This window comes from Maricaulis sp. (assembly GCF_017643475.1).
Classification (GTDB): domain Bacteria; phylum Pseudomonadota; class Alphaproteobacteria; order Caulobacterales; family Maricaulaceae; genus Maricaulis.
The window spans coordinates 360,133-378,170 of sequence record NZ_JAEPNI010000003.1 but is presented as its reverse complement, the minus strand read 5'-3'; the positions used below and the strand labels follow the sequence as shown (position 1 = coordinate 378,170).

22 protein-coding genes are annotated in these 18,038 nt (G+C 60.0%); 15 read left to right on the top strand and 7 right to left on the bottom strand.

Annotation, left to right across the window (positions count from 1 at the left end):
• Positions 1–78: 78 nt before the first annotated feature.
• Together JJ889_RS13285 and JJ889_RS13280 are read right to left on the bottom strand one after the other, a co-directional pair.
• Entirely contained in the window at positions 79–711 is a 633-nt protein-coding gene (locus JJ889_RS13285) for a hypothetical protein (protein ID WP_291895879.1), read from the bottom strand.
• Between the two features lie 277 nt (positions 712–988).
• Positions 989–1,798: a DUF5694 domain-containing protein gene (locus JJ889_RS13280; RefSeq protein WP_291895876.1), complete on the bottom strand. Its 810-nt coding sequence runs from the start codon at positions 1,796–1,798 to the stop codon at positions 989–991.
• Between the two features lie 122 nt (positions 1,799–1,920).
• Here JJ889_RS13280 and JJ889_RS13275 point away from each other — a divergent pair, with 122 nt between their 5' ends.
• The 8 genes from JJ889_RS13275 to JJ889_RS13240 all read left to right on the top strand — a co-directional run bounded on the left by JJ889_RS13275 (position 1,921) and on the right by JJ889_RS13240 (position 9,317).
• Positions 1,921–3,528 (top strand): carboxyl transferase domain-containing protein, encoded by a 1,608-nt coding sequence (locus JJ889_RS13275; RefSeq protein ID WP_291895874.1) that lies wholly within the window; start codon positions 1,921–1,923, stop codon positions 3,526–3,528.
• A gap of 3 nt (positions 3,529–3,531) precedes the next feature.
• A complete protein-coding gene (locus JJ889_RS13270; RefSeq protein ID WP_291895872.1) occupies positions 3,532–3,840 on the top strand; it encodes a hypothetical protein in 309 nt (102 codons plus the stop codon).
• 57 nt (positions 3,841–3,897) lie between these two features.
• A complete protein-coding gene (locus tag JJ889_RS13265; protein ID WP_291895870.1) occupies positions 3,898–4,518 on the top strand; it encodes a heme-binding protein in 621 nt (206 codons plus the stop codon).
• A gap of 135 nt (positions 4,519–4,653) precedes the next feature.
• Positions 4,654–4,974, top strand: a complete 321-nt coding sequence (locus JJ889_RS13260; RefSeq protein WP_291895867.1) for a hypothetical protein — start codon at positions 4,654–4,656, stop codon at positions 4,972–4,974.
• A gap of 121 nt (positions 4,975–5,095) precedes the next feature.
• Entirely contained in the window at positions 5,096–5,491 is a 396-nt protein-coding gene (locus JJ889_RS13255; RefSeq protein ID WP_291895865.1) for a hypothetical protein, read from the top strand.
• 160 nt (positions 5,492–5,651) lie between these two features.
• Positions 5,652–6,446: an enoyl-CoA hydratase-related protein gene (locus tag JJ889_RS13250; protein WP_291895863.1), complete on the top strand. Its 795-nt coding sequence runs from the start codon at positions 5,652–5,654 to the stop codon at positions 6,444–6,446.
• Positions 6,447–6,540: 94 nt separating this feature from the next.
• Complete coding sequence (locus JJ889_RS13245; protein ID WP_366940124.1) at positions 6,541–7,320, top strand: DUF817 domain-containing protein; 780 nt, start codon at positions 6,541–6,543, stop codon at positions 7,318–7,320.
• Positions 7,317–9,317, top strand: a complete 2,001-nt coding sequence (locus JJ889_RS13240; protein WP_291895861.1) for an acetyl/propionyl/methylcrotonyl-CoA carboxylase subunit alpha — start codon at positions 7,317–7,319, stop codon at positions 9,315–9,317. The genes JJ889_RS13245 and JJ889_RS13240 overlap by 4 nt, the downstream gene beginning before the upstream one ends.
• On the opposite strand, the gene JJ889_RS13235 is transcribed toward JJ889_RS13240, so the two are convergent.
• Positions 9,314–9,703, bottom strand: coding sequence for a hypothetical protein (locus JJ889_RS13235; protein ID WP_291895860.1), 390 nt, complete (start codon positions 9,701–9,703; stop codon positions 9,314–9,316). The two genes, JJ889_RS13240 and JJ889_RS13235, sit on opposite strands and share 4 nt — an antisense overlap.
• A gap of 206 nt (positions 9,704–9,909) precedes the next feature.
• Between JJ889_RS13235 and JJ889_RS13230 the strand changes: the two genes are divergently transcribed.
• From JJ889_RS13230 to JJ889_RS13220, 3 genes are all read left to right on the top strand, one after another.
• The gene (locus tag JJ889_RS13230) at positions 9,910–10,863 is read left to right on the top strand and encodes a hypothetical protein (RefSeq protein WP_291895857.1); all 954 of its coding nucleotides are present in this window, start codon (positions 9,910–9,912) and stop codon (positions 10,861–10,863) included.
• A gap of 67 nt (positions 10,864–10,930) precedes the next feature.
• Positions 10,931–11,626, top strand: coding sequence for a hypothetical protein (locus JJ889_RS13225; RefSeq protein WP_291895855.1), 696 nt, complete (start codon positions 10,931–10,933; stop codon positions 11,624–11,626).
• 61 nt (positions 11,627–11,687) lie between these two features.
• Positions 11,688–12,125, top strand: coding sequence for a DUF1489 domain-containing protein (locus tag JJ889_RS13220; protein ID WP_291895852.1), 438 nt, complete (start codon positions 11,688–11,690; stop codon positions 12,123–12,125).
• Here the strand turns inward: JJ889_RS13220 and JJ889_RS13215 are convergent, their stop codons facing one another.
• Together JJ889_RS13215 and panC are read right to left on the bottom strand one after the other, a co-directional pair.
• Positions 12,126–12,893, bottom strand: a complete 768-nt coding sequence (locus JJ889_RS13215) for a glutaminyl-peptide cyclotransferase (protein ID WP_291895850.1) — start codon at positions 12,891–12,893, stop codon at positions 12,126–12,128.
• A gap of 60 nt (positions 12,894–12,953) precedes the next feature.
• The gene (gene panC / locus JJ889_RS13210) at positions 12,954–13,808 is read right to left on the bottom strand and encodes a pantoate--beta-alanine ligase (protein WP_291895848.1); all 855 of its coding nucleotides are present in this window, start codon (positions 13,806–13,808) and stop codon (positions 12,954–12,956) included.
• Positions 13,809–13,892: 84 nt separating this feature from the next.
• On the opposite strand from panC, the gene JJ889_RS13205 reads away from it, so the two are divergent.
• The 4 genes from JJ889_RS13205 (at position 13,893) to JJ889_RS13190 (ending at position 16,185) form a co-directional block, all read left to right on the top strand.
• Positions 13,893–14,456, top strand: coding sequence for an SPOR domain-containing protein (locus JJ889_RS13205; RefSeq protein ID WP_291895847.1), 564 nt, complete (start codon positions 13,893–13,895; stop codon positions 14,454–14,456).
• A gap of 81 nt (positions 14,457–14,537) precedes the next feature.
• A complete protein-coding gene (locus JJ889_RS13200) occupies positions 14,538–15,425 on the top strand; it encodes a division plane positioning ATPase MipZ (protein ID WP_291895846.1) in 888 nt (295 codons plus the stop codon).
• 1 nt (position 15,426) lies between these two features.
• On the top strand, positions 15,427–15,894 hold the full coding sequence (locus JJ889_RS13195; protein ID WP_291895844.1) for a J domain-containing protein: 468 nt from the start codon (positions 15,427–15,429) through the stop codon (positions 15,892–15,894).
• A gap of 69 nt (positions 15,895–15,963) precedes the next feature.
• Positions 15,964–16,185, top strand: a complete 222-nt coding sequence (locus JJ889_RS13190; protein WP_291895842.1) for a hypothetical protein — start codon at positions 15,964–15,966, stop codon at positions 16,183–16,185.
• Here the strand turns inward: JJ889_RS13190 and dprA are convergent.
• Together dprA and plsY are read right to left on the bottom strand one after the other, a co-directional pair.
• Entirely contained in the window at positions 16,182–17,399 is a 1,218-nt protein-coding gene (dprA, locus tag JJ889_RS13185) for a DNA-processing protein DprA (RefSeq protein WP_291895840.1), read from the bottom strand. The genes JJ889_RS13190 and dprA overlap by 4 nt on opposite strands.
• Positions 17,396–18,034, bottom strand: coding sequence for a glycerol-3-phosphate 1-O-acyltransferase PlsY (gene plsY / locus JJ889_RS13180; RefSeq protein ID WP_291895838.1), 639 nt, complete (start codon positions 18,032–18,034; stop codon positions 17,396–17,398). Before plsY ends, dprA begins: the two co-directional genes overlap by 4 nt.
• Positions 18,035–18,038: the final 4 nt, after the last annotated feature.

Sequence of the window (18,038 nt, the reverse complement as noted above, 5' to 3'; positions counted from 1 at the left end):
GGACGGGCTCTCGCTGGAGTTTGTAGCACCGTAAGGCGCTCATCCGCTGGAGCAAGTTCGGAATGACGGCGATCTGGCCTAAAACCGTCGCCGCAGCACGAAATGTCCGACCGGGCGGACCGAGCGGGCGTGGGTGTCGCCGACGGCTTCGCGGTCAACGCGGTCGAGATCGTCCAGCAACACGCGGGTCTCGCCGGTTTCCGGGTCAAAGATTTCCATCTGGTCGGCACGGCTGTCGCCGAAATAGGCACCGCCCTCCAGGGTCAGGTCCCAGGCATTGATGGTGCGCACGGTCACGCCGGCACCGAAATAGCGAGTCAGCTCGGCGAGGCGGTTGGAGCCTTCGATTTCCGAGAGTTGTGCCAGCGGGATCAGGTCGTACTGGTAGTCACTTTCCGAGATGGCCCAGTCCGGCGCATCGGTGTCGAAACTCTGCCGGGCGCCAGCAGAGAGATAGAATTCATCGCCAAACGGGTGGATCTCGATTTCGCCGGTCAGCGCGGAGACTTCTGCGCTGTCACTGAAATCACCAAAAACCGTAGTGCCGGACAGGTCGATCTGTTCGGTGGAGAAACGCCAGCGGACAGTCTCGTCGTTTTCCTCGATGCTCAGGCCGGTCTGCCAGGCGAGCGAATCGCTTGATTGCGCGAGTGCCGGCGACGCCGAAAATGCCAAAATGGCAAGTGTGGCCAGAGATATACTCTTACGCATAAACACCTCCCAACTGGCCCAGTCCCCGTGGGCGCTCCCCTCTAGCGAAAAGCCTGAGCGTCAGCTCTGAATCAGTCGTTAAAGCGGTAATGGCAATTGTTCCCATCTCGGCGGCTTTTTCAATTCTAGCGCGAGGAATATCGAATCAAAGCTCTGGTTTCGACAGAGCTGGGGAGAAGGGGACCGGCGCCTTGTGTCGCAAGGACTAAGCGCCGGTCCGTTCCGCGCGCGGCTGGGGTGTGGGAGGCGCGGAATACTTTATTCACCCTGTTGGGGATCACTGCGTCAGATAGTCGAGCGCATCGATCCAGACGAGGTTGGGCGCGTCGGTTATGAACTGGTCGAGCAGGAATTTGTGACCCGATCCATAGATGACGATAATGCGGTCCCCCGGTTCTGCGATGCGGGCGATATTGGCGTAGATCTTCAGATTGCGGCCCCACCACCCCGACATTTCCTCGGCACCGGCCGGATTTTCCAGCGATCCCATCTGGGCCAGCAGGAGATAAAGATGGTGAAAGTCGCGGATTTCCTGGGTGTTGTTGTGGATCATGCGGTCGAGAACCGTGTTTTCCGGCGTCGAGAGCGCGCTCATGCGGTCCGAAATCGGATCCGTGAAGGCGGTGAATTCTTCGACCAACTCGTGCTGGCCTGCCTCCTGGGCGGCGGCCATCATCGCGTTGAAATCCATGCCTCGTCTGTGATCGACTGCGTAGAGCTGTTCGTGGCCGAAGCGGGCCGCGAGCCGCATGCCGATCTGCTGGCGCTCATTGACCGACAGGCTGTGCTCGCCGGCGAGAAAATTCTGATAGATCGAGTTCAGCTCGGCTTCCTCATCGGCGGGCCATTCCACGAGGATTTTGGTCGGACGGAAAACAGCGAGCCGATCGTTGACATCAGCGATCTCGACCTGGCGCCGATCCGACAGGAAGTTGTCCACCTGCGGGTTGATCATGTCATGACCACCGCCGGTAAAATGGAACGTGCCGACCACCATGACCTCGGGCGTTTCCCGTGTGGCTTCGGCGAAAACTGCGCCTGTACCAAGGGCAAAGTAGAGCAGAAGGAGCGCTGTTTGTCGGATCATGTTTATCTCCCGTGTTTACGATGTGATGCGTGATCCTTTGGATTTGGATGCATCCAAGATTGCTTTTTGTCGCCTTGCCGGGTTAAGCAGCGCCCCAACCACCCGCCACTTCTAGGTTTTCCATGACCCAGCTTGTTTCCGCGATCGATACGAATTCCGAGAGCTTCAACGCCAACCAGGCCGCGATGGATGCGCTTCTGAGCGAACTCCAGAGCAAGACGGCCGAGGCCGCCCTGGGCGGATCGGAGCGCTCTCGCGAGAAACACCTGTCGCGCGGCAAGCTGTTGCCGCGTGAACGTGTCGAGCGCCTGCTTGATCCGGGTTCGGCCTTCATGGAGATCGGGGCCCTGGCGGCCAATGGAATGTATGAGGGCAATGTCCACGGTGCGGGCATGATCGCGGGTATCGGTCGTGTCTCCGGCCGTGAAGTCATGGTCGTCTGCAATGACCCGACCATCAAGGGCGGTGCCTATTACCCGATGACGGTGAAGAAGCATTTGCGGGCGCAGGAAATCGCCATGCAGAACCGTCTGCCCTGTGTGTATCTGGTCGATAGTGGCGGCGCGAACCTGCCGCACCAGGCGGATGTCTTCCCGGACCGCGAGCATTTCGGACGGATCTTCTACAATCAGGCCAACATGTCCGCGCAGGGTATTCCGCAGATCGCGGTGGTCATGGGCTCGTGTACGGCTGGCGGTGCCTATGTGCCGGCCATGTCCGACGAGACCATTATCGTGCGCAAGCAGGGCACCATCTTCCTGGGCGGCCCGCCGCTGGTGAAGGCGGCCACGGGCGAGATCATCTCGGCTGAGGATCTGGGCGGTGCCGACGTGCATGCGCGCACGTCCGGCGTGGCCGACCATTACGCCGCCAATGACGAGCACGCCCTGCACATGGCGCGTCGCATCGTGGCCAATCTCAACACGGTGAAAAACGTCGATCTGGACGTCACGGCCAGCATTGAACCGAAATACGATCCGAGCGAGCTGGGCGGGGTGATCCCGGCCGATCTCCGCGCGCCCTATGATGTGCGCGAAGTGATCGCCCGCATCGTCGACAATTCCGAATTCGACGAGTTCAAGAAACTCTATGGCGAGACGCTGGTCACCGGTTTTGCGCGCCTTTACGGCATGCCGATCGGCATTATCGCCAATAACGGCATTCTCTTCTCGGAGAGCGCCCAGAAGGGTGCGCACTTCATCGAGTTGTGCGCCCAGCGCGGTATCCCGCTGGTCTTCCTGCAGAATATCACCGGTTTCATGGTCGGCTCGAAATACGAGGCCGGCGGTATTGCCAAGGACGGTGCCAAGCTGGTGACGGCGGTATCGACCTATGCCGGACCGAAATTCACCGTCATTATTGGCGGCTCCTATGGCGCGGGCAATTACGGCATGTGTGGCCGGGCCTATTCGCCGCGTTTCCTGTTCATGTGGCCCAATGCCCGGATCTCTGTGATGGGCGGCGAGCAGGCAGCCTCTGTCCTGGCCACCGTCAAGCGTGACGCCATGGAGCATCGCGGCGAGGACTGGTCCGCCGAGGAAGAGGCGAGCTTCAAGGAGCCGATCCGTCAAGCCTATGAAGCCGAGGGCAATCCCTATTATTCCACGGCCCGCCTGTGGGATGACGGCATCATCGCCCCGGCCGACACCCGCCGTGTGCTGGGGCTCAGCCTGTCGGCGTCGCTGAACGCACCGATCGAGAAGACCAAGTTCGGCGTGTTCCGGATGTAGGGCATGAGCAGGCCGCGCATCACCATCGAGATCCAGCCGGGCGAAGACGGTGGAGTGGACGAGTTGCTCGTCCATTTCAATGCGGCTGGTCGAGACTTGTTGCTGAGCGAATTGTCCAGGCTCGATGAGAGCTGGGACCATGAGCATTTTGATGCGATTACCATTTCGCCGGATGCGAAATTGGACGAGGTGGCGTATCGGCCGGACAGCCAGCTAGTGCGGCGAGTCACATTTACGTTGCGCAGTGACGAGATGGACGCTGAGCATTTTCCGCACGTTATGTCTGACCAGCCCGTTTCTCCCTACGACTAGATTCTAATCCAGCTGGGCCAGCGCAGCGTATACGGGACATGCAACCTGGAGCTTTTCATGACCCGTCTTTTCGCATTCCTGGCTTTTTTCAGCCTGTCCACTGCCGCCATGGCGGAGGATGAACCCGCCCACACAGTCGTTCTGCGCGCCGGAGCGTTCGAGATTCGCGACTATGACGCCATGCTGATGGCCGAGGTTGAAGTGGGGTCGACGCAGATGTCGCGCGCCGGCAATGCGGGTTTCCGGCCTCTGGCGGATTTCATTTTCGGCAATAATACCGCGCCGCAGGGCGGATCGGGTGAGATCGCGATGACCACGCCGGTGGTGCAGCAGCGCTCCGAGGAGATCGCCATGACCACGCCCGTGGTTCAGGGGCGTGAGGGTGACAGCTGGCGGGTCGGTTTTGTGATGCCAGCCGAGTATTCAATGGAAACACTGCCGCGTCCGAATAACCCCAATGTGGAGATTCGCGAGCAGCCAGCACGCAGGATGGCCATCGTCCGATTTAACGGTGGTGCCCGCGAGGGGCGTTTCATGGCCTATGAGGCGGAGCTGCGAAACTGGCTGTCCGAGCAGGGCTATCAGACGCGTGGCGAGGCCGTCTATGCACGTTATGATCCCCCCTGGGTGCCGACACCCTTCCGTCGCAACGAAGTCATGCTGGAAATCGCGCAATAGTTGCGTGTCCACCCAATCTTTTCACGGCGTTGATGGCGTGCGCCAATCCTCGCCCTGTTGCCGCGTGACAAAGTCTTAACTTTGGTTAATACTTTCCCCGACGCCCAGCGAGTTTGGCGGGTTCAGGGGGAGTGGATGCCAGAGTTTGTACAAGACGTTTTGACGTTTGCGCGGGAAGGTTTCGCCGAGGTCAACGCCGTTCAGGGTCTGGTCATCGCCGTTATAGCAGCCTTGGCGCTATCGAACTGGTCCCGGCTCTTTGTCGTCGCGTTGACGGCAGTGCTTGCACACATCGGGCTGGATGCCCTAGTTCCAGTACTCGCGGAGATCGGTCCTTTCCGTATTCCCGAAGTGCTTGAGCTCTGGTTCTGGCGGTATGTGGGACTGTTGTTTGTAGGATACCTGATTGCAGTGGGAATTCTCTTCGCTGTGAAAAGGGTTGTGATCAAAGGCTGAGAAAATTCCCCTGAGAGGAGAACTCGCTTTTCTGAAGGGAATTTTCAATCAATCGTTAACTCTAGGAGCGCGTCTTGGGGTAAGATGCGTTCAGCTTCGACAGGCGGGAGGGGACCGCGACATGGAATTTATGGATCAAATCATGGGCTATCTACAGCCCGTACTAGACTTCTTCATGCCGGGGCTTGTAGCTCACGCCGGTGATGGATCGGTCGTGAACTGGATGCCACTCGGTATTCAGCTGGGCGTGATCGCGCTCGTCCTCGCGCTTTTGATGCGCGAGTTCGGTGCCATTCTCATCTTTACGGTGGTGGGTGTGATCATCCACGTGATCGTGGACAATGTCATGCCGATCGTGCGTGGCGGTGAGAGCGCTGCTGATTTCGATTTTGCCGCTTTCGGCGCTCAGTTCACGCAAACTGACTATCTTCTTTATCTCGGCGCGCTGGCGGCAGGTTATTTCCTGTCCATCATCGTGCTGTCGATTGTCAAAGGCATCTTCTTCCGCGGCGACTAAGTCCCGGTCACTTGCTTTGACACAATTACCGATGACCTCGGGCCGCTGGCGTTTGCCGGCGGCCTTTTTTCTGCCCGCTGCGGCAATCGAACTCTTGGCGCGCGCCGCGAGCGGCTTTAACTAGGAGAGAGTTTCCCTAGCGCATAGAAGGAATTGGCTCATGTCGGACGCCCCCGTTCTGCTCGATGTTTCCCCCGCCGGTGTTGCTGTCATCACGCTCAACCGGCCGGACAAGCACAATGCTTTCAATGCCGAGGTGATCGAGCGCCTGTCTGATATCTTCGAGACGCTGCGCGCCAATACTGACGAGGCGCGGGTGGTCTTCCTGCGGGGCAATGGCCCGAGTTTCTCCGCCGGCGCTGATCTGGACTGGATGAAAACAGCGGCGCATTACACCGAAACCGACAATATCGAGGATGCGATGGGCCTGGCGACCATGCTCAAGCGCCTCTATGACCTGCCGCAGATGACCATCGCCCTCGTGCAGGGCGCGGCCATGGGCGGTGGCGCAGGCTTGCTGGCGGCCTGTGATGTTGGCGTGGTCATGAAGGACACCAAGATCTCCTTTTCCGAGGTTCGTCTCGGTCTGACACCCGCCACGATTTCTCCCTATGTCGTCCGCGCCATCGGTCCGAAATGGGCACGGGCCTTGTTTACCTCCGGCGAGCGGTTTGACGGCCGCTTTGCCGAGAAGATCGGCCTCGCCCAGTACACGGTCGAGAGCATGGAGGAGATGAGCCAGATGGAGGAACATCTCGCCAAGCTGGCCTTCGGGGCCGCGCCGGGCGCCGTGGCTGATGCGAAAAAACTGGTGGATGATGTCGCCGGTCGCGAGATCGACCACGGCCTGATGATGCACACCGCCAAGGCGATCGCGCATCGCCGATCTTCCGACGAGGGCAAGGAAGGCCTGGCCGCTTTCCTGGAGCGCCGCAAGGCCAGCTGGGCGGAGTAGGGCGCTGCTGGCCGGGTTCGATCCGCGCGCGATCCTGCACGAGCGCCGCGAGGCGTTTCGGCGGGCCTTTGTCAAAGGGCCTTGGACACAGGGCCTGTTCGAGTTTCTCGCATTTGGCATCAAACAGGCCTGGGCCTGCCTGTTTGGCGGATTGATGCTGGCGCTGTTGCTGGTGACCTTCCTTTGGTACCCGCAGGACGCGCCTCTGCCCCGTTATGATTTTCTCACGCTCGCGGCGCTGATGATCCAGATCGGGCTGATCGCCAGCAAGCTGGAGAGCTGGGAAGAGGCGAAGGTCATCGCTGTCTTTCACGTGGTCGGCACGGCGATGGAGATCTTCAAGACCTATGCGGGCAGCTGGGTCTATCCCGAAGAGAGTTTCCTGCGCATTGCCGGCGTGCCGCTCTTTTCCGGCTTCATGTACGCCGCCGTCGGCTCCTATCTGGCGCGGGTGTGGCGGATATTCGAGTTCCGGTTCGACCGTTTCCCGCCACTCTGGGCACAGGGCGTGCTGGCGCTGGCGGTCTATATCAATTTCTTCGCGCACCACTATCTGCCTGATATCCGGATGGCGCTTTTCATCGCGACCATGCTGATCTACGGGCGCTGTGTGGTCTGGTTCAGGCCGGATGCCGCGCACCGGCCCATGCCATTGGTGATCGGCTTTGTCCTGGTCGCGTTGTTTATCTGGTTTGCCGAGAATATCGGCACATTTGCCCGCGCCTGGTCCTATCCCGGGCAAGAACATGCCTGGCAAATGGTGTCCCTGAGCAAGCTTGGTTCGTGGTATCTTCTGATGATCATCAGTTTCGTCCTCGTCGCGGCTGTGCAATACAGCGGCTCAAACCCGTCTTCAGACCGAGATTCTCCATGATCAATTCGCTGCTTATTGCCAATCGGGGCGAGATCGCCCGCCGTGTCATGAGAACCGCCCAGCGTTTGGGCATTCGCTGTATTGCTGTCTATTCCGAGGCCGATGCTGACGCTCCGCATGTGCGTGAGGCGGACGAGGCGGTTCTGATTGGACCCGCCGCGGCATCGGAAAGCTATCTGCTGGCGGACAAGATTATCGAGGTTGCGAAACAGACCGGCGCCGAGGCGATCCACCCGGGTTACGGCTTCCTGTCCGAGAATGCCGAGTTTGCCGAGTCCTGTGCGGCCAATGACATCATCTTTGTCGGTCCGTCTGCTGAGGCTATCCGGGCCATGGGGCTGAAGGATCAGGCGAAAGCTCTGATGGAAAAGGCGATGGTTCCGGTAACGCCAGGTTATCACGAAGAAAACCAGGATCCGGAAGTGCTCAGGTCGGCTGCTGACAAGATCGGTTATCCGGTTCTGATCAAGGCCGTAGCCGGCGGTGGCGGCAAGGGCATGCGCAAGGTCGATGACGCCGAGGATTTCTTTTCCTCGTTGGAAAGCTGCCAGCGTGAGGCCTCGAAGAGTTTCGGTGACGACCGTGTCCTGATCGAGAAATTCATCACCAACCCACGCCATATCGAGGTCCAGGTCTTCGGCGACAGCCGCGGCCGGGTCATTCACCTCTATGAGCGCGACTGCTCCCTGCAGCGTCGCCATCAGAAAGTGATTGAGGAAGCGCCCGCGCCAGGCATGACGCCAGCGGTTCGCGCGGCCATGTGTTCCGCAGCCATCAATGCGGCGAAAGCCGTGAACTATGTCGGTGCGGGCACGGTTGAGTTCATCGTGGACGGCTCGGGGCCGCTTCGCGAAGACGGCTTCTATTTCATGGAGATGAACACGCGTCTTCAGGTGGAGCATCCGGTCACCGAGGAGGTCACCGGTCTCGACCTCGTCGAGCTTCAGCTGCATGTTGCCGCCGGTGGCAGCGTGCCCGAGCAGAACGAGATCAGCCTGCAGGGCCATGCCATGGAAGCGCGGCTTTACGCCGAGGACCCTCAGTCGGGTTTCTTGCCGTCCACTGGCCCGCTGAACATTCTGCGCCTGCCGGAAGAAGGCGGTGGTGTGCGTGTCGATACAGGCGTCGAGGAGGGAGGCGAGGTCTCGCTTCACTACGACCCGATGATCGCCAAGGTCATTGTGCATGATCATAATCGTACGTCTGCGGCACATCTGATGGCGGACGCGCTGGATGAGCTGGCCGTCTGGCCGGTGAAGACCAATGGCGGTTTCCTGCGCAATTGTGTGCTGCATCCGGACTTTCTCGACGAGAAGCTCACCACGGGCTTTATCGGCGAACGGGAGACCGATCTGGTCCCGCCGGCTGTCGATCTGGTCGCGGCCGGTTTTGCGGCCCTGACCTCCATGCTCGAAAATGGCGATGGCAGTGATTATGCAGATCCGTTTGCGGTGGCAGATGGCTGGCGTTTGAACGCGACCCCGCGTCTGGGCGATCGGTTTGAAGTGGGCGATGATGCCATCACGGTCGTGCTCTCACTTGATGACGAGGATATGAGCGTCACCGTGGGAGACCATACGCTGGAGCTGCACGATCTCGACGGTAGTGGCGGTGACGAGGGATATCTTTTCCGGGCGACAGTGAATGACGGATGGGTCAGCGCCGAGGTGGATTTCCTTGAACAGGGCTATCTGGTTTCGGCCTGCGGCCACTCCGAACTCTACGCCTTCCCGCACCCCGAAGCGGCCGCAGATGCAGCTGACGCCGGCGGCGTGATCAAGGCGCCGATGCCGGGCAAGGTGCTCGCGCTCAACGTCAAAACCGGAGATGCCGTGACCAAGGGCCAGGCTCTGGTGGTGCTTGAAGCGATGAAGATGGAGCATTCCCTGCCGGCGCCGCGTGACGGTGTGATCGGTGAAGTTGCGGTCGCGACAGGAGATCAGGTTGCCGACGGCGATGTTCTGGTCGCCATGCAGGAAGAAACCGCTGACGCCTAGCGCGATGTCATCTTGTTCTCGCTAATCCAAAGCGCATACAAGGCACAAAAGGCTGCGACGAACACGTATGGGCCGAGTTGGCCCGAGTAAATGGCCTGCGATGATATGCTCAACCAGACCAGCAGGTGGCAGCCAAGGGCAAGGCCAAACAGGTAGGTCATGCCCCGTTTCCATTGCAGGATGCGCACGACCGCGATGATCAACAGGCTGAGCGTGAGATAAAAGACAAGAATGCTGACAAGGGGAACATTGCGGATAAAGCCGGCCAGATCGATGCCGAAAATCGTTGTGTGGAGCATGCCAGCCAGAGCTCCCGTTACCAATACTCCCCAGGCCAGTCCGTAGAGCAGATAGAGGCAGGCTATAACTGTTGCGAACAGTCTCATGAGTTTATGGCCTTCCTGGGGGGGCGTTGTCAGATGGATAAATGTCCGTTCGTATTACGGTGTTCGACAATTTCGCAATGATGAGCCAACTTAATCTAGGCATAATACAACGACCTGCTTCGACGAAAGTTAAGCCTGATTCCCGCGCGCGTTGAATTCGGCACACTCCTTGCTGCTTGAAGGGCGAACAAGCAGGGAGCGGATCAATGCGCGACACTCACATGCTACGCTTTTCAAGCCAGTGGTCGCCGGAAGCCAGGCGGGATTTCCGCAAAACACCGGTCGTGGTTCAGCATAACTATCACGAACATCACGCTTTTTCCGATGTAGCCCTGGCTGCGCTGATCGATCGCCATCCGCGCGATCTGTGCGATTTTTGTACGATGGGCGATGATGCCACGGATCGGGACAGCTGGCGCGCCGGTGATCCTGGAAAACTGTCCGGCGAAGAGCTGATCGAAGCCGTTCGCAATGGCAAGCTGTGGATCAATTTGCGCCATGCCATGGACCGTGACCCGGAGTATCGCCCGATCTATGAAGCGATGCTGGAAGACATGCGCAAGGCCGATCCGGGGTTCAAACCGCTCTCGGCCGAGGCCGGTATCCTGATATCCTCGCCCACGGCGCAGGTCTTTTGTCACTCCGATGTCTCGGAAACCATGTTGTGGCACATGCGCGGTGTTAAGCGTTTCCGCACCTATCCGCCGCAAATGCCCTATCTCAACCGCGACGATGTCGAGGCAGTGCTGCATCATGATCAGACTGAGGATATCCCCTTTGACCCGGCCTGGGATGCGGATGCGTTCACCATCGACCTGCAGCCGGGTATGGCCGCGAACTGGCCGCTGCACGGCCCCCACCGGATCGAAAACCAAAGCGGGCTGAATGTCTCGGTGCCGTTCGAGATCTCGACGCCGCAATCGCGCAAGCTCAATTCCATCCTGTTCGCAAACGGGGTCCTGCGCCGACAGTTCGGCTATACGCCGACATCGACGGCCACGACGGGACCGGGAGCCGCCTTCAAGGGACTGATCAATTTGGCCTACAAGGTGAAGCTGAAGCTCTTCGGCGATGGCAAGAAGCCCATGCCCAAAAGTGAAACCACATTCGATATTGATCTGGACAGCCGCAGCGGGTTCGTTGATCGCGACGCTGCGTGATTTTGCGCAAGACGCACGTCCTGCTTGTGTCTATAAACCCCTCGGGCCGGGGAAATGGAGAGCGTGTATGTTTGTGACCACAGCCCTGAGTCTGCTCGTTTTCGGAGCAGCAGCCACCCTCGAGGATCCCGATCTGCCGTCACCGGTCGTTGAAGCGCTGAGCGCGAGCGTCGATGACGGGCATCGTGACAACTGGCGTTTCCGCATGTCGATCTCGACGGGCGAGGGACAGCTTGTCGGCGATTTTGACGGCGCGCAGGCGCAAGGACAGCAATGGACGCTGATATCGCCGGCCGAAGACGCGCTGGACGAAAATCTTCGCGCGATCTGGGAAGATGTCATCGATCCCAGCGAGGACGAGGACGAAGGTTCCGGCCTGTTTTTCAGTACGACCGATTTCGACTATGAACCGGGAACGATGAGCCTGATCGAGGCCGCTGGCGGATTGAGCCATTTTGCCTTCACTCCGATCATCGCAGCCAATGACATGGATTTTTCCGAGCATCTGACCGGCGTGCTGACGATCAGTGATGACCCGGCCCGCGTGCACGAGGTCCGGATCTTTGCGGAAGACAGTTTCAAGCCGAATTTCGCGGTTCGCATCAATGCGTTCGAGATCCGCCAGACCTACACTCAGATCGATGGCCTGCCGGCCCCGGTGATGACGCGCTCCGTCCAGCAATTCGAGGCCAGCGCCGCTTTTCAGACCATGGAACAGGCGGTCGAGATCGAATTTTCCGACATCGAGTACCTCGCGCAGTAATCCACGCCTGATCAGCAGGGTCGGCTTTGACGCTGGCCCTGTTGTGTCCTAGATCCATTGCATGGTCATGCATCTGGTCAAACTCTGCGTCGGGGTCAGCTCCATCGAGCAGCTCGAGCGCTGGCGCAATGAGGAATGCGAACGTCGTCGCGCAGCCGGCGAGCCGGAAGTCATCGTGCATGTCACGCGCATGTTCCCCACCAAAAAGCCCGAGATCGAAAGCGGTGGGTCCCTCTACTGGGTGATCAATGGCTCGATCCAGTGCCGGTCAGAGATCATCTCGCTGGAACATGTCCAGGGTGAGGACGGCATCAAGCGCTGTGCAATCATCATGGATCCCGAGGTAATCCGGACTTCTCCGTCTCCGAAGCGACCGTTTCAGGGCTGGCGTTATCTCAAGCCGGAAGACGCGCCGCGCGATCTGTCGGGGCCGGGCGAGGGCGGTGAAGGCCTGCCGGATGATCTGCGTGCCAAGCTGATGGAACTGGGCGCCTGGTAATCAGCTTTCGTCGGGCAGGCGGACTTCGTAAAGCACTGGCCAGAGCTTGCCTGTCAGGAAAATCTGTCCCGTTTCCGGATTGTAGGCGATGCCGTTGGGCACGGCGTCGCGATCATTGCGCAGGGTCTGGGGCACCAGATCGCGCACATCGATAATACCCGTAACGCTGCCACCCTCCGGGTTGATGCGCACGATGTGATTGGTCAGCCAGACATTGGCCCAGATCTCACCCTCGACCCATTCCAGCTCGTTCAGGCGACGAACCGGGCGGCCATTGAGTGTTACATCCAGCTCGCGAGTGAGTTCCAGCGTTTGCGGATCCATGAAACGCAGCTGGGCGGTGCCGTCGCTCATGATCAGCTGCTGGCCATCCGTCGTCAGTCCCCAGCCTTCCCCGGGATAGGTGAAGCGATCGGTCTGTTCGAGCGTATTGGCGTCATAGATGAAACCCTGCTGGGCGCGCCAGGTGAGGACAAAGATCTCATTGCCTATGCGTGTGCTGCCTTCGCCGAAGACACGTCCGGGCAGGTCGCGCTGGTCGAGTACGGCGCCAGTCTCCAGCTCCACACGTCGCAGATTGGATTCGCCAACCTGGCCGGTGCTCTCGAAAAGCTGGTTGTCGGAGATGAAAAGGCCTTGGGTATAGGCAGCGGTGTCATGCGGGTATTGCGCCACGACTTCCGGGCGCAAAATGCTCGGACGGTTCTGGGCCGGCGCCGCAGAGCCCAATCCTGCAAGCAGGGAGGCGGCTAGGATAATACGCAGCATGTCTCGGTCCCCGATGGTGTCGCAGAGGTCAGATTAGCGTCAATTCGGGCAGGAGAAAGGCTAGACTGCGCAATTGTCCAGCAGGCGTGTTTCGCCCAGGCGCACCGTAGCCAGGACCCGTGCCGGTCCGTCGAGCGTGTCGCCATCGAACCTGGCCAGGGTTTTCGCATTTCGGACATCCAGGTAATCAACTGCGTCGAAAGCGTTTTCTGCGCTGGCACGTGCTGTTTCCAGGGCAGCATTCAGCGGCTCTCCCTGGCGCAGTTCCGCTGCGAGGGCAAAGATGATCTTGTTCAGCTCTGCTGCACGGGCGCGGTTTTCCTCGGACAGGTAGGCATTGCGCGAGGACATGGCCAGGCCGTCCTTTTCACGCACGATCTCGCCGGGAATAATGTCGATGCCGAGATCGAGATCGCGCACCATCTGCCGGATGACCTGCAGCTGTTGATAATCCTTCTCGCCGAACACGGCGACGTCGGGCCTGACCTGGTTGAAGAGTTTGCATACCACGGTCGCCACACCATTGAAAAAGTGGGGGCGGCTGTCGCTTTCCAGGCCTTCAGCGGCGCCCTTGACGATAATCTCGCTGGCAAAGCCGTCCGGATACATCGCCTCGCGTTCCGGCAGGTAGACCAGGTCGCATTTTTCCAGCGCCAGCTTCGCGGAGTCGTCGATGACCGCGCGTGGATAGGCGTCAAAATCCTCACCTTCGGCGAACTGAGCCGGATTGACGAAGACGCTGGCAACGACCTTGTCGCAATGGGCCTTGGCCAGGCGGACCAGCGAGAGGTGACCGTCATGCAGCGCGCCCATGGTCGGGACAAAGCCCACAGTCTGTCCGTCCTGGCGCCAGGATTTGATACGGGTGCGCAGAGCGGAGAGGGTGGTGGCGTGTGGAATTTGCTGGGTGAGCATGGTGGTCTCGTAAAACGGATTGGGACGGCTTACTCATAAGCGATGAGGGAGGCAAGCCGAACGACTCGGTCTAGAAGCCGTCACATGAAAAGAATTGCAGTTACAGCCAGTTTGCTCCTCGTCGGCGGATGCATGACGACGACGGATGCGAACCAGATCACGCTCCAGCCCACCGTCGCGCCGACACAGTCCGCCGCTCTCGCTGAACGCACTTCGGTCGAGCTTGCCCACCTGGCCCGTTTTGATCCGGATCGCCTGGCTGGGGTTGATGCTGAACTGCAGGCGCTCGCCGCCGTGTTGTTTCCACCGGATCCTGTTCCGGCGGAAGTCGAGGATGTCGCGCCGCCGACACCACCGGTCGATATCATGAATGCGCCGAGCCTGCGTCACGGCGTTCATCTGGCATCCTACCGGATCGAAGACAACGCCATATCGGGCTGGCGTGAGCTGGCTGAGGCCCATACCGAGCTGGCCGCTCTTGAAGCGCGGCTTGAGCGACGCAATATCGAGGGGCGAGGAGAATTTCTGCGCCTGAAGGCGGGGCCGTTTGATACACGGCGCGATGCTGCGGCGCTGTGCGCGAGTTTGCGGGATCATGACATCTATTGCATGCCCGTTGACTTTTCGGGCCGGACGCTGGCCGAATAGTCTTTCCGGCAACCCCGAAATCACAGCCAGATGTGTATCGCGCGGTATTGATCGAGAGCCGGGAGAAGTAGTGTTTCGGACATGACGGTGCATTCGAATTTCAAATTGCCATCCCGACCTATTGGTCGCGTACGTGACGGTGTCGCTGCCGCCCACGTGATCGTTGTCGGAAACGAGAAGGGCGGTGCGGGCAAGTCGACCGTGGCCATGCATCTTGCTATCGCGCTTCTGCGCATGGGCAAGAGTGTCGGCGCAATTGACCTGGATCTGCGCCAACGCACGTTCGGACGTTATCTGGCCAACCGCCGTGAGTGGTCGCGCCGTCGCAATGTCGAACTGCCGCAACCCGCCGAAGTCCTGTTGAGCCCCAGCTCTGCCCGTGATCTCGATATCGCCGAGGCCGAGGAGCTGGAGCGTTTCTCCGATCTCCTGTCTGATCTCAAGACGCACAATGATTTCATTATCATCGATGCGCCGGGTGCGGACACGCACTATTCACGTCTGGCCCATTCATCGGCTGACACGATCATCACGCCGGTCAATGACAGTTTTGTCGATTTCGACCTGTTGGCGGAGATCGATCCGGACACCTACCAGGTGGGCAAGCCAAGCGTTTACAGCGAGATGGTCTGGGAATGCCGCAAGCGCAAGGCTGCGCTTGAGAAAACCTCCATCGACTGGGTCGTCATGCGCAATCGCATGGCCATGCTGGATGCCCGCAACAAGCGCCGTGTCGGTGAAGGGCTGAAAATGCTCTCCCAACGCATCGGCTTCCGCCTGGCGCCCGGTTTTGCCGAGCGTGTGATCTATCGCGAACTGTTTCCGTTGGGGCTGACCCTGCTGGACCTGACCGAGAATGGTTCAACGGTTCAGTTCACCATGAGCCATGTCGCCGCGCGCCAGGAATTGCGGGATCTGCTGATCGTGCTCAAACTCGCCGGCCTGGAAGGGCAAAACATCCCGTTCTGACATGACAGCATTATCTCTCGGCCTGCTCGCTTTTCTGGGTTTTCTGGGCGCTGCCTGGTGGTTCTCCCGAATGAAGACGGAGAAGGCGGCGAAAATGGTGCGTTACCTGCTCGCGGGTGGGGCCGTAACGGCCGGTGTATTGCTTAGCCTGCGTGGAGCTCCCGTTCTTGGCGGGCCGATAGGTTTGATGGGATTGGGTATTCTGACGCAGGCTCTGCGCGGTTCGCGCCCGGGCGCTGGCGGCCAGGAGCAGCGCAGGACTTCATCTCCTGGTCGTGTTCGCATGTCGCTTGATGAGGCGTTTGAAACTCTCGGACTGGACCGCAGTGCAAACGAGGATGATGTCGTCGCAGCGCATCGTCGCCTAATGAAGAAACTGCACCCCGATACGGGCGAAGGCTCGCCCGCGTTGGCAAGGCAGGTTCAGGAAGCCAAGGAAATCGTTATGGAATTCCTGCGCAATCGATAGCGCGCGAGTGCAGCTTGCGAAATGCACGTTAAAATAGTAATTTCCTCTCAATGATTGGTGGAGGGGAATATGAGCCTTTCGCGTATCTTTCAGCGTAGAGCCGCCCTGGGTACAGATCTCTTCGGGCAGAAGCTTCCGCCGGCCATCACGGCCCGGGCAGAGACCATTGACCTGGCTGAGGATCTGCGTCGGATCAGCGAGCGCGCCTATCACGCGGGGCTGGACCGATCCTGTAGTCTCATCGAGGTGGCCGCTCAAATGGTCGAGATGGAAGGCATAGACGCGCGTTAGGACGCGTCCGTCTTCTGCACCAGCCCGCCGGCCGTCATGGCGACACGCCCCTCGAGTTCCAGTTCTAGCAAATCGGCCTGTATCCGGCCCAGCGGCTGGTCGGACTGCCGAGCCAGTTCATCAATCGAGATCGGGGTAAAGGAGAGCAGGTCTTCCAGGGCGGCTGGACCGGCCGAGTCCGGCTGATCGGAGATCGAGCGGTCATCTCTCGCTGTAGCCAGGCTGGAGGCTGCCGCGACAGAAACGGTTTTCTGGGCCTCAGTCCCTCGGGCGTTCTCGTCCGGAAAATCCTGATCCAGCGGGAAGAGCTCCGTGGTGTCCGCTTCGCGCACACAGCTCGGACGCAGGCTGGAGCCGTGCAGGATGGCCAGCACATCCTCGGCGGTTTCGACGAGATGGGCTCCGTCTCGCAAGAGGCGATTGGTGCCACGGGCGCGCGGGTCAAGCGGCGAACCTGGGAGGGCCATGACCTCGCGCCCCTGTTCCCCGGCAAGTCGTGCTGTGATCAGCGAGCCTGATTGCAGCGCGGCTTCTATCACTAGCGTGCCCAGCGACAAGCCCGAAATGATGCGGTTTCGCCGCGGAAAATCGCGGGCGACCGGACGAGTTCCCATAGGCATTTCCGAGACGATCAGGCCTTCATCTGCGATCTGCTCGTGCAGTTTGCGGTGTTCAGGCGGGTAGATGATGTCCACTCCGCCGGCAACCGCGGCAATTGTACCGGCAGGCAGGGCGCCCTCGTGCGCTGCGCCATCTATGCCCCGGGCGAGGCCGGAGATGACGCAGATATCGTTCTCGCTAAGCTCCCGCGCGAGGTCCCGGGCGAGGCGGCGGCCGGCAGCTGAGGCATTGCGCGATCCGACCATGCCGCAGGCCAGGCGTGCGAGCAGCTCGGTGCGGCCATGCGCGATCAGCGCTATCGGCGGATCGGGGATCAGGGAGAGGGCGTGCGGATAGGCGGCATCGCCCAGCAGGAAGAGTGTGACACCGGTCTCGGCGAGGTATTCCAGTTCAGAGAGAGCCTGGCCTTCGCCGGGAATGTCAAAGCCCTTGAGCCGCTTGGCGCGCACAAGTTCAGGCAAAGCTTCAAGTGCGGCGCTCGGGCTGGTGTAGCGGTTGAGCAGTTTGAGATAGGTGACAGGTCCCAGGCGCGGCGTCCGGGCGAGTCGGAGCGCGGCAAGGCGGTTATGGTGGTCGAGCTTGGTCTGGCTCAATTTTCCTCCGTTTCCGCCCCGTCCTTGTCTGTTTGTTCGGATTTTTTCTTGTCGCCAATGCGCGGTTCCTCGCCCTTGAGGATGCGTTCGATATTGGCGCGGTGCAGCCAGTAGATCAGGACCGTCAGAAGGCCCGCCATTATGGCAACGTCTGAGCGTCCGATCGCATAGGCTGTAATCGGCGCCGCAAGCGCAGCGATCAGGGCGGACAGCGAGGAAATCCGGAACAGGGCCGCCATGGCGAGCCAGGTTCCGATCACCACCAGGCCAAGCGGCCAGTAGACGACCAGCATGGTACCGACAAAGGTGGCGACACCCTTGCCGCCCTTGAAGCCCAGCCAGACTGGATAACAATGACCTGCAAAGGCAAATCCACCGGCGATCAGGCCGGCTGTCGGGTCGAAGACATAGCCGAAAATCGCGGCGGCAATGCCCGCCTTGCCGGCATCGAGTATCAGTGTCGCGGCGGCGAGATCCTTGCGCCCAGTGCGCAGGACATTGGTCGCACCGATATTGCCGGAACCGATCTCGCGGATATCGCCGAGGCCGGCCAACCGGGTCAGGACAAGCCCGAACGGGATGGAGCCCAGGAGATAGCCGCCAATGGCTGCAATGGCTGGAATAAGCAGGTCCATAACG

Bases quoted from the DNA above. Each gene is read 5' to 3' on its own strand.
- JJ889_RS13235 (WP_291895860.1), bottom strand. From the start codon at position 9,703: ATGAGACTGTTCGCAACAGTTATAGCCTGCCTCTATCTGCTCTACGGA.
- JJ889_RS13205 (WP_291895847.1), top strand. From the start codon at position 13,893: ATGAAAAGAATTGCAGTTACAGCCAGTTTGCTCCTCGTCGGCGGATGC.
- JJ889_RS13260 (WP_291895867.1), top strand. From the start codon at position 4,654: ATGCCAGAGTTTGTACAAGACGTTTTGACGTTTGCGCGGGAAGGTTTC.
- JJ889_RS13225 (WP_291895855.1), top strand. From the start codon at position 10,931: ATGTTTGTGACCACAGCCCTGAGTCTGCTCGTTTTCGGAGCAGCAGCC.
- JJ889_RS13215 (WP_291895850.1), bottom strand. From the start codon at position 12,893: ATGCTGCGTATTATCCTAGCCGCCTCCCTGCTTGCAGGATTGGGCTCT.
- JJ889_RS13285 (WP_291895879.1), bottom strand. From the start codon at position 711: ATGCGTAAGAGTATATCTCTGGCCACACTTGCCATTTTGGCATTTTCG.
- JJ889_RS13255 (WP_291895865.1), top strand. From the start codon at position 5,096: ATGGAATTTATGGATCAAATCATGGGCTATCTACAGCCCGTACTAGAC.
- JJ889_RS13275 (WP_291895874.1), top strand. From the start codon at position 1,921: ATGACCCAGCTTGTTTCCGCGATCGATACGAATTCCGAGAGCTTCAAC.
- JJ889_RS13250 (WP_291895863.1), top strand. From the start codon at position 5,652: ATGTCGGACGCCCCCGTTCTGCTCGATGTTTCCCCCGCCGGTGTTGCT.
- JJ889_RS13190 (WP_291895842.1), top strand. From the start codon at position 15,964: ATGAGCCTTTCGCGTATCTTTCAGCGTAGAGCCGCCCTGGGTACAGAT.
- JJ889_RS13200 (WP_291895846.1), top strand. From the start codon at position 14,538: ATGACGGTGCATTCGAATTTCAAATTGCCATCCCGACCTATTGGTCGC.
- panC (WP_291895848.1), bottom strand. From the start codon at position 13,808: ATGCTCACCCAGCAAATTCCACACGCCACCACCCTCTCCGCTCTGCGC.
- JJ889_RS13280 (WP_291895876.1), bottom strand. From the start codon at position 1,798: ATGATCCGACAAACAGCGCTCCTTCTGCTCTACTTTGCCCTTGGTACA.
- plsY (WP_291895838.1), bottom strand. From the start codon at position 18,034: ATGGACCTGCTTATTCCAGCCATTGCAGCCATTGGCGGCTATCTCCTG.
- JJ889_RS13195 (WP_291895844.1), top strand. From the start codon at position 15,427: ATGACAGCATTATCTCTCGGCCTGCTCGCTTTTCTGGGTTTTCTGGGC.
- JJ889_RS13220 (WP_291895852.1), top strand. From the start codon at position 11,688: ATGGTCATGCATCTGGTCAAACTCTGCGTCGGGGTCAGCTCCATCGAG.
- JJ889_RS13230 (WP_291895857.1), top strand. From the start codon at position 9,910: ATGCGCGACACTCACATGCTACGCTTTTCAAGCCAGTGGTCGCCGGAA.
- JJ889_RS13270 (WP_291895872.1), top strand. From the start codon at position 3,532: ATGAGCAGGCCGCGCATCACCATCGAGATCCAGCCGGGCGAAGACGGT.
- JJ889_RS13265 (WP_291895870.1), top strand. From the start codon at position 3,898: ATGACCCGTCTTTTCGCATTCCTGGCTTTTTTCAGCCTGTCCACTGCC.
- JJ889_RS13240 (WP_291895861.1), top strand. From the start codon at position 7,317: ATGATCAATTCGCTGCTTATTGCCAATCGGGGCGAGATCGCCCGCCGT.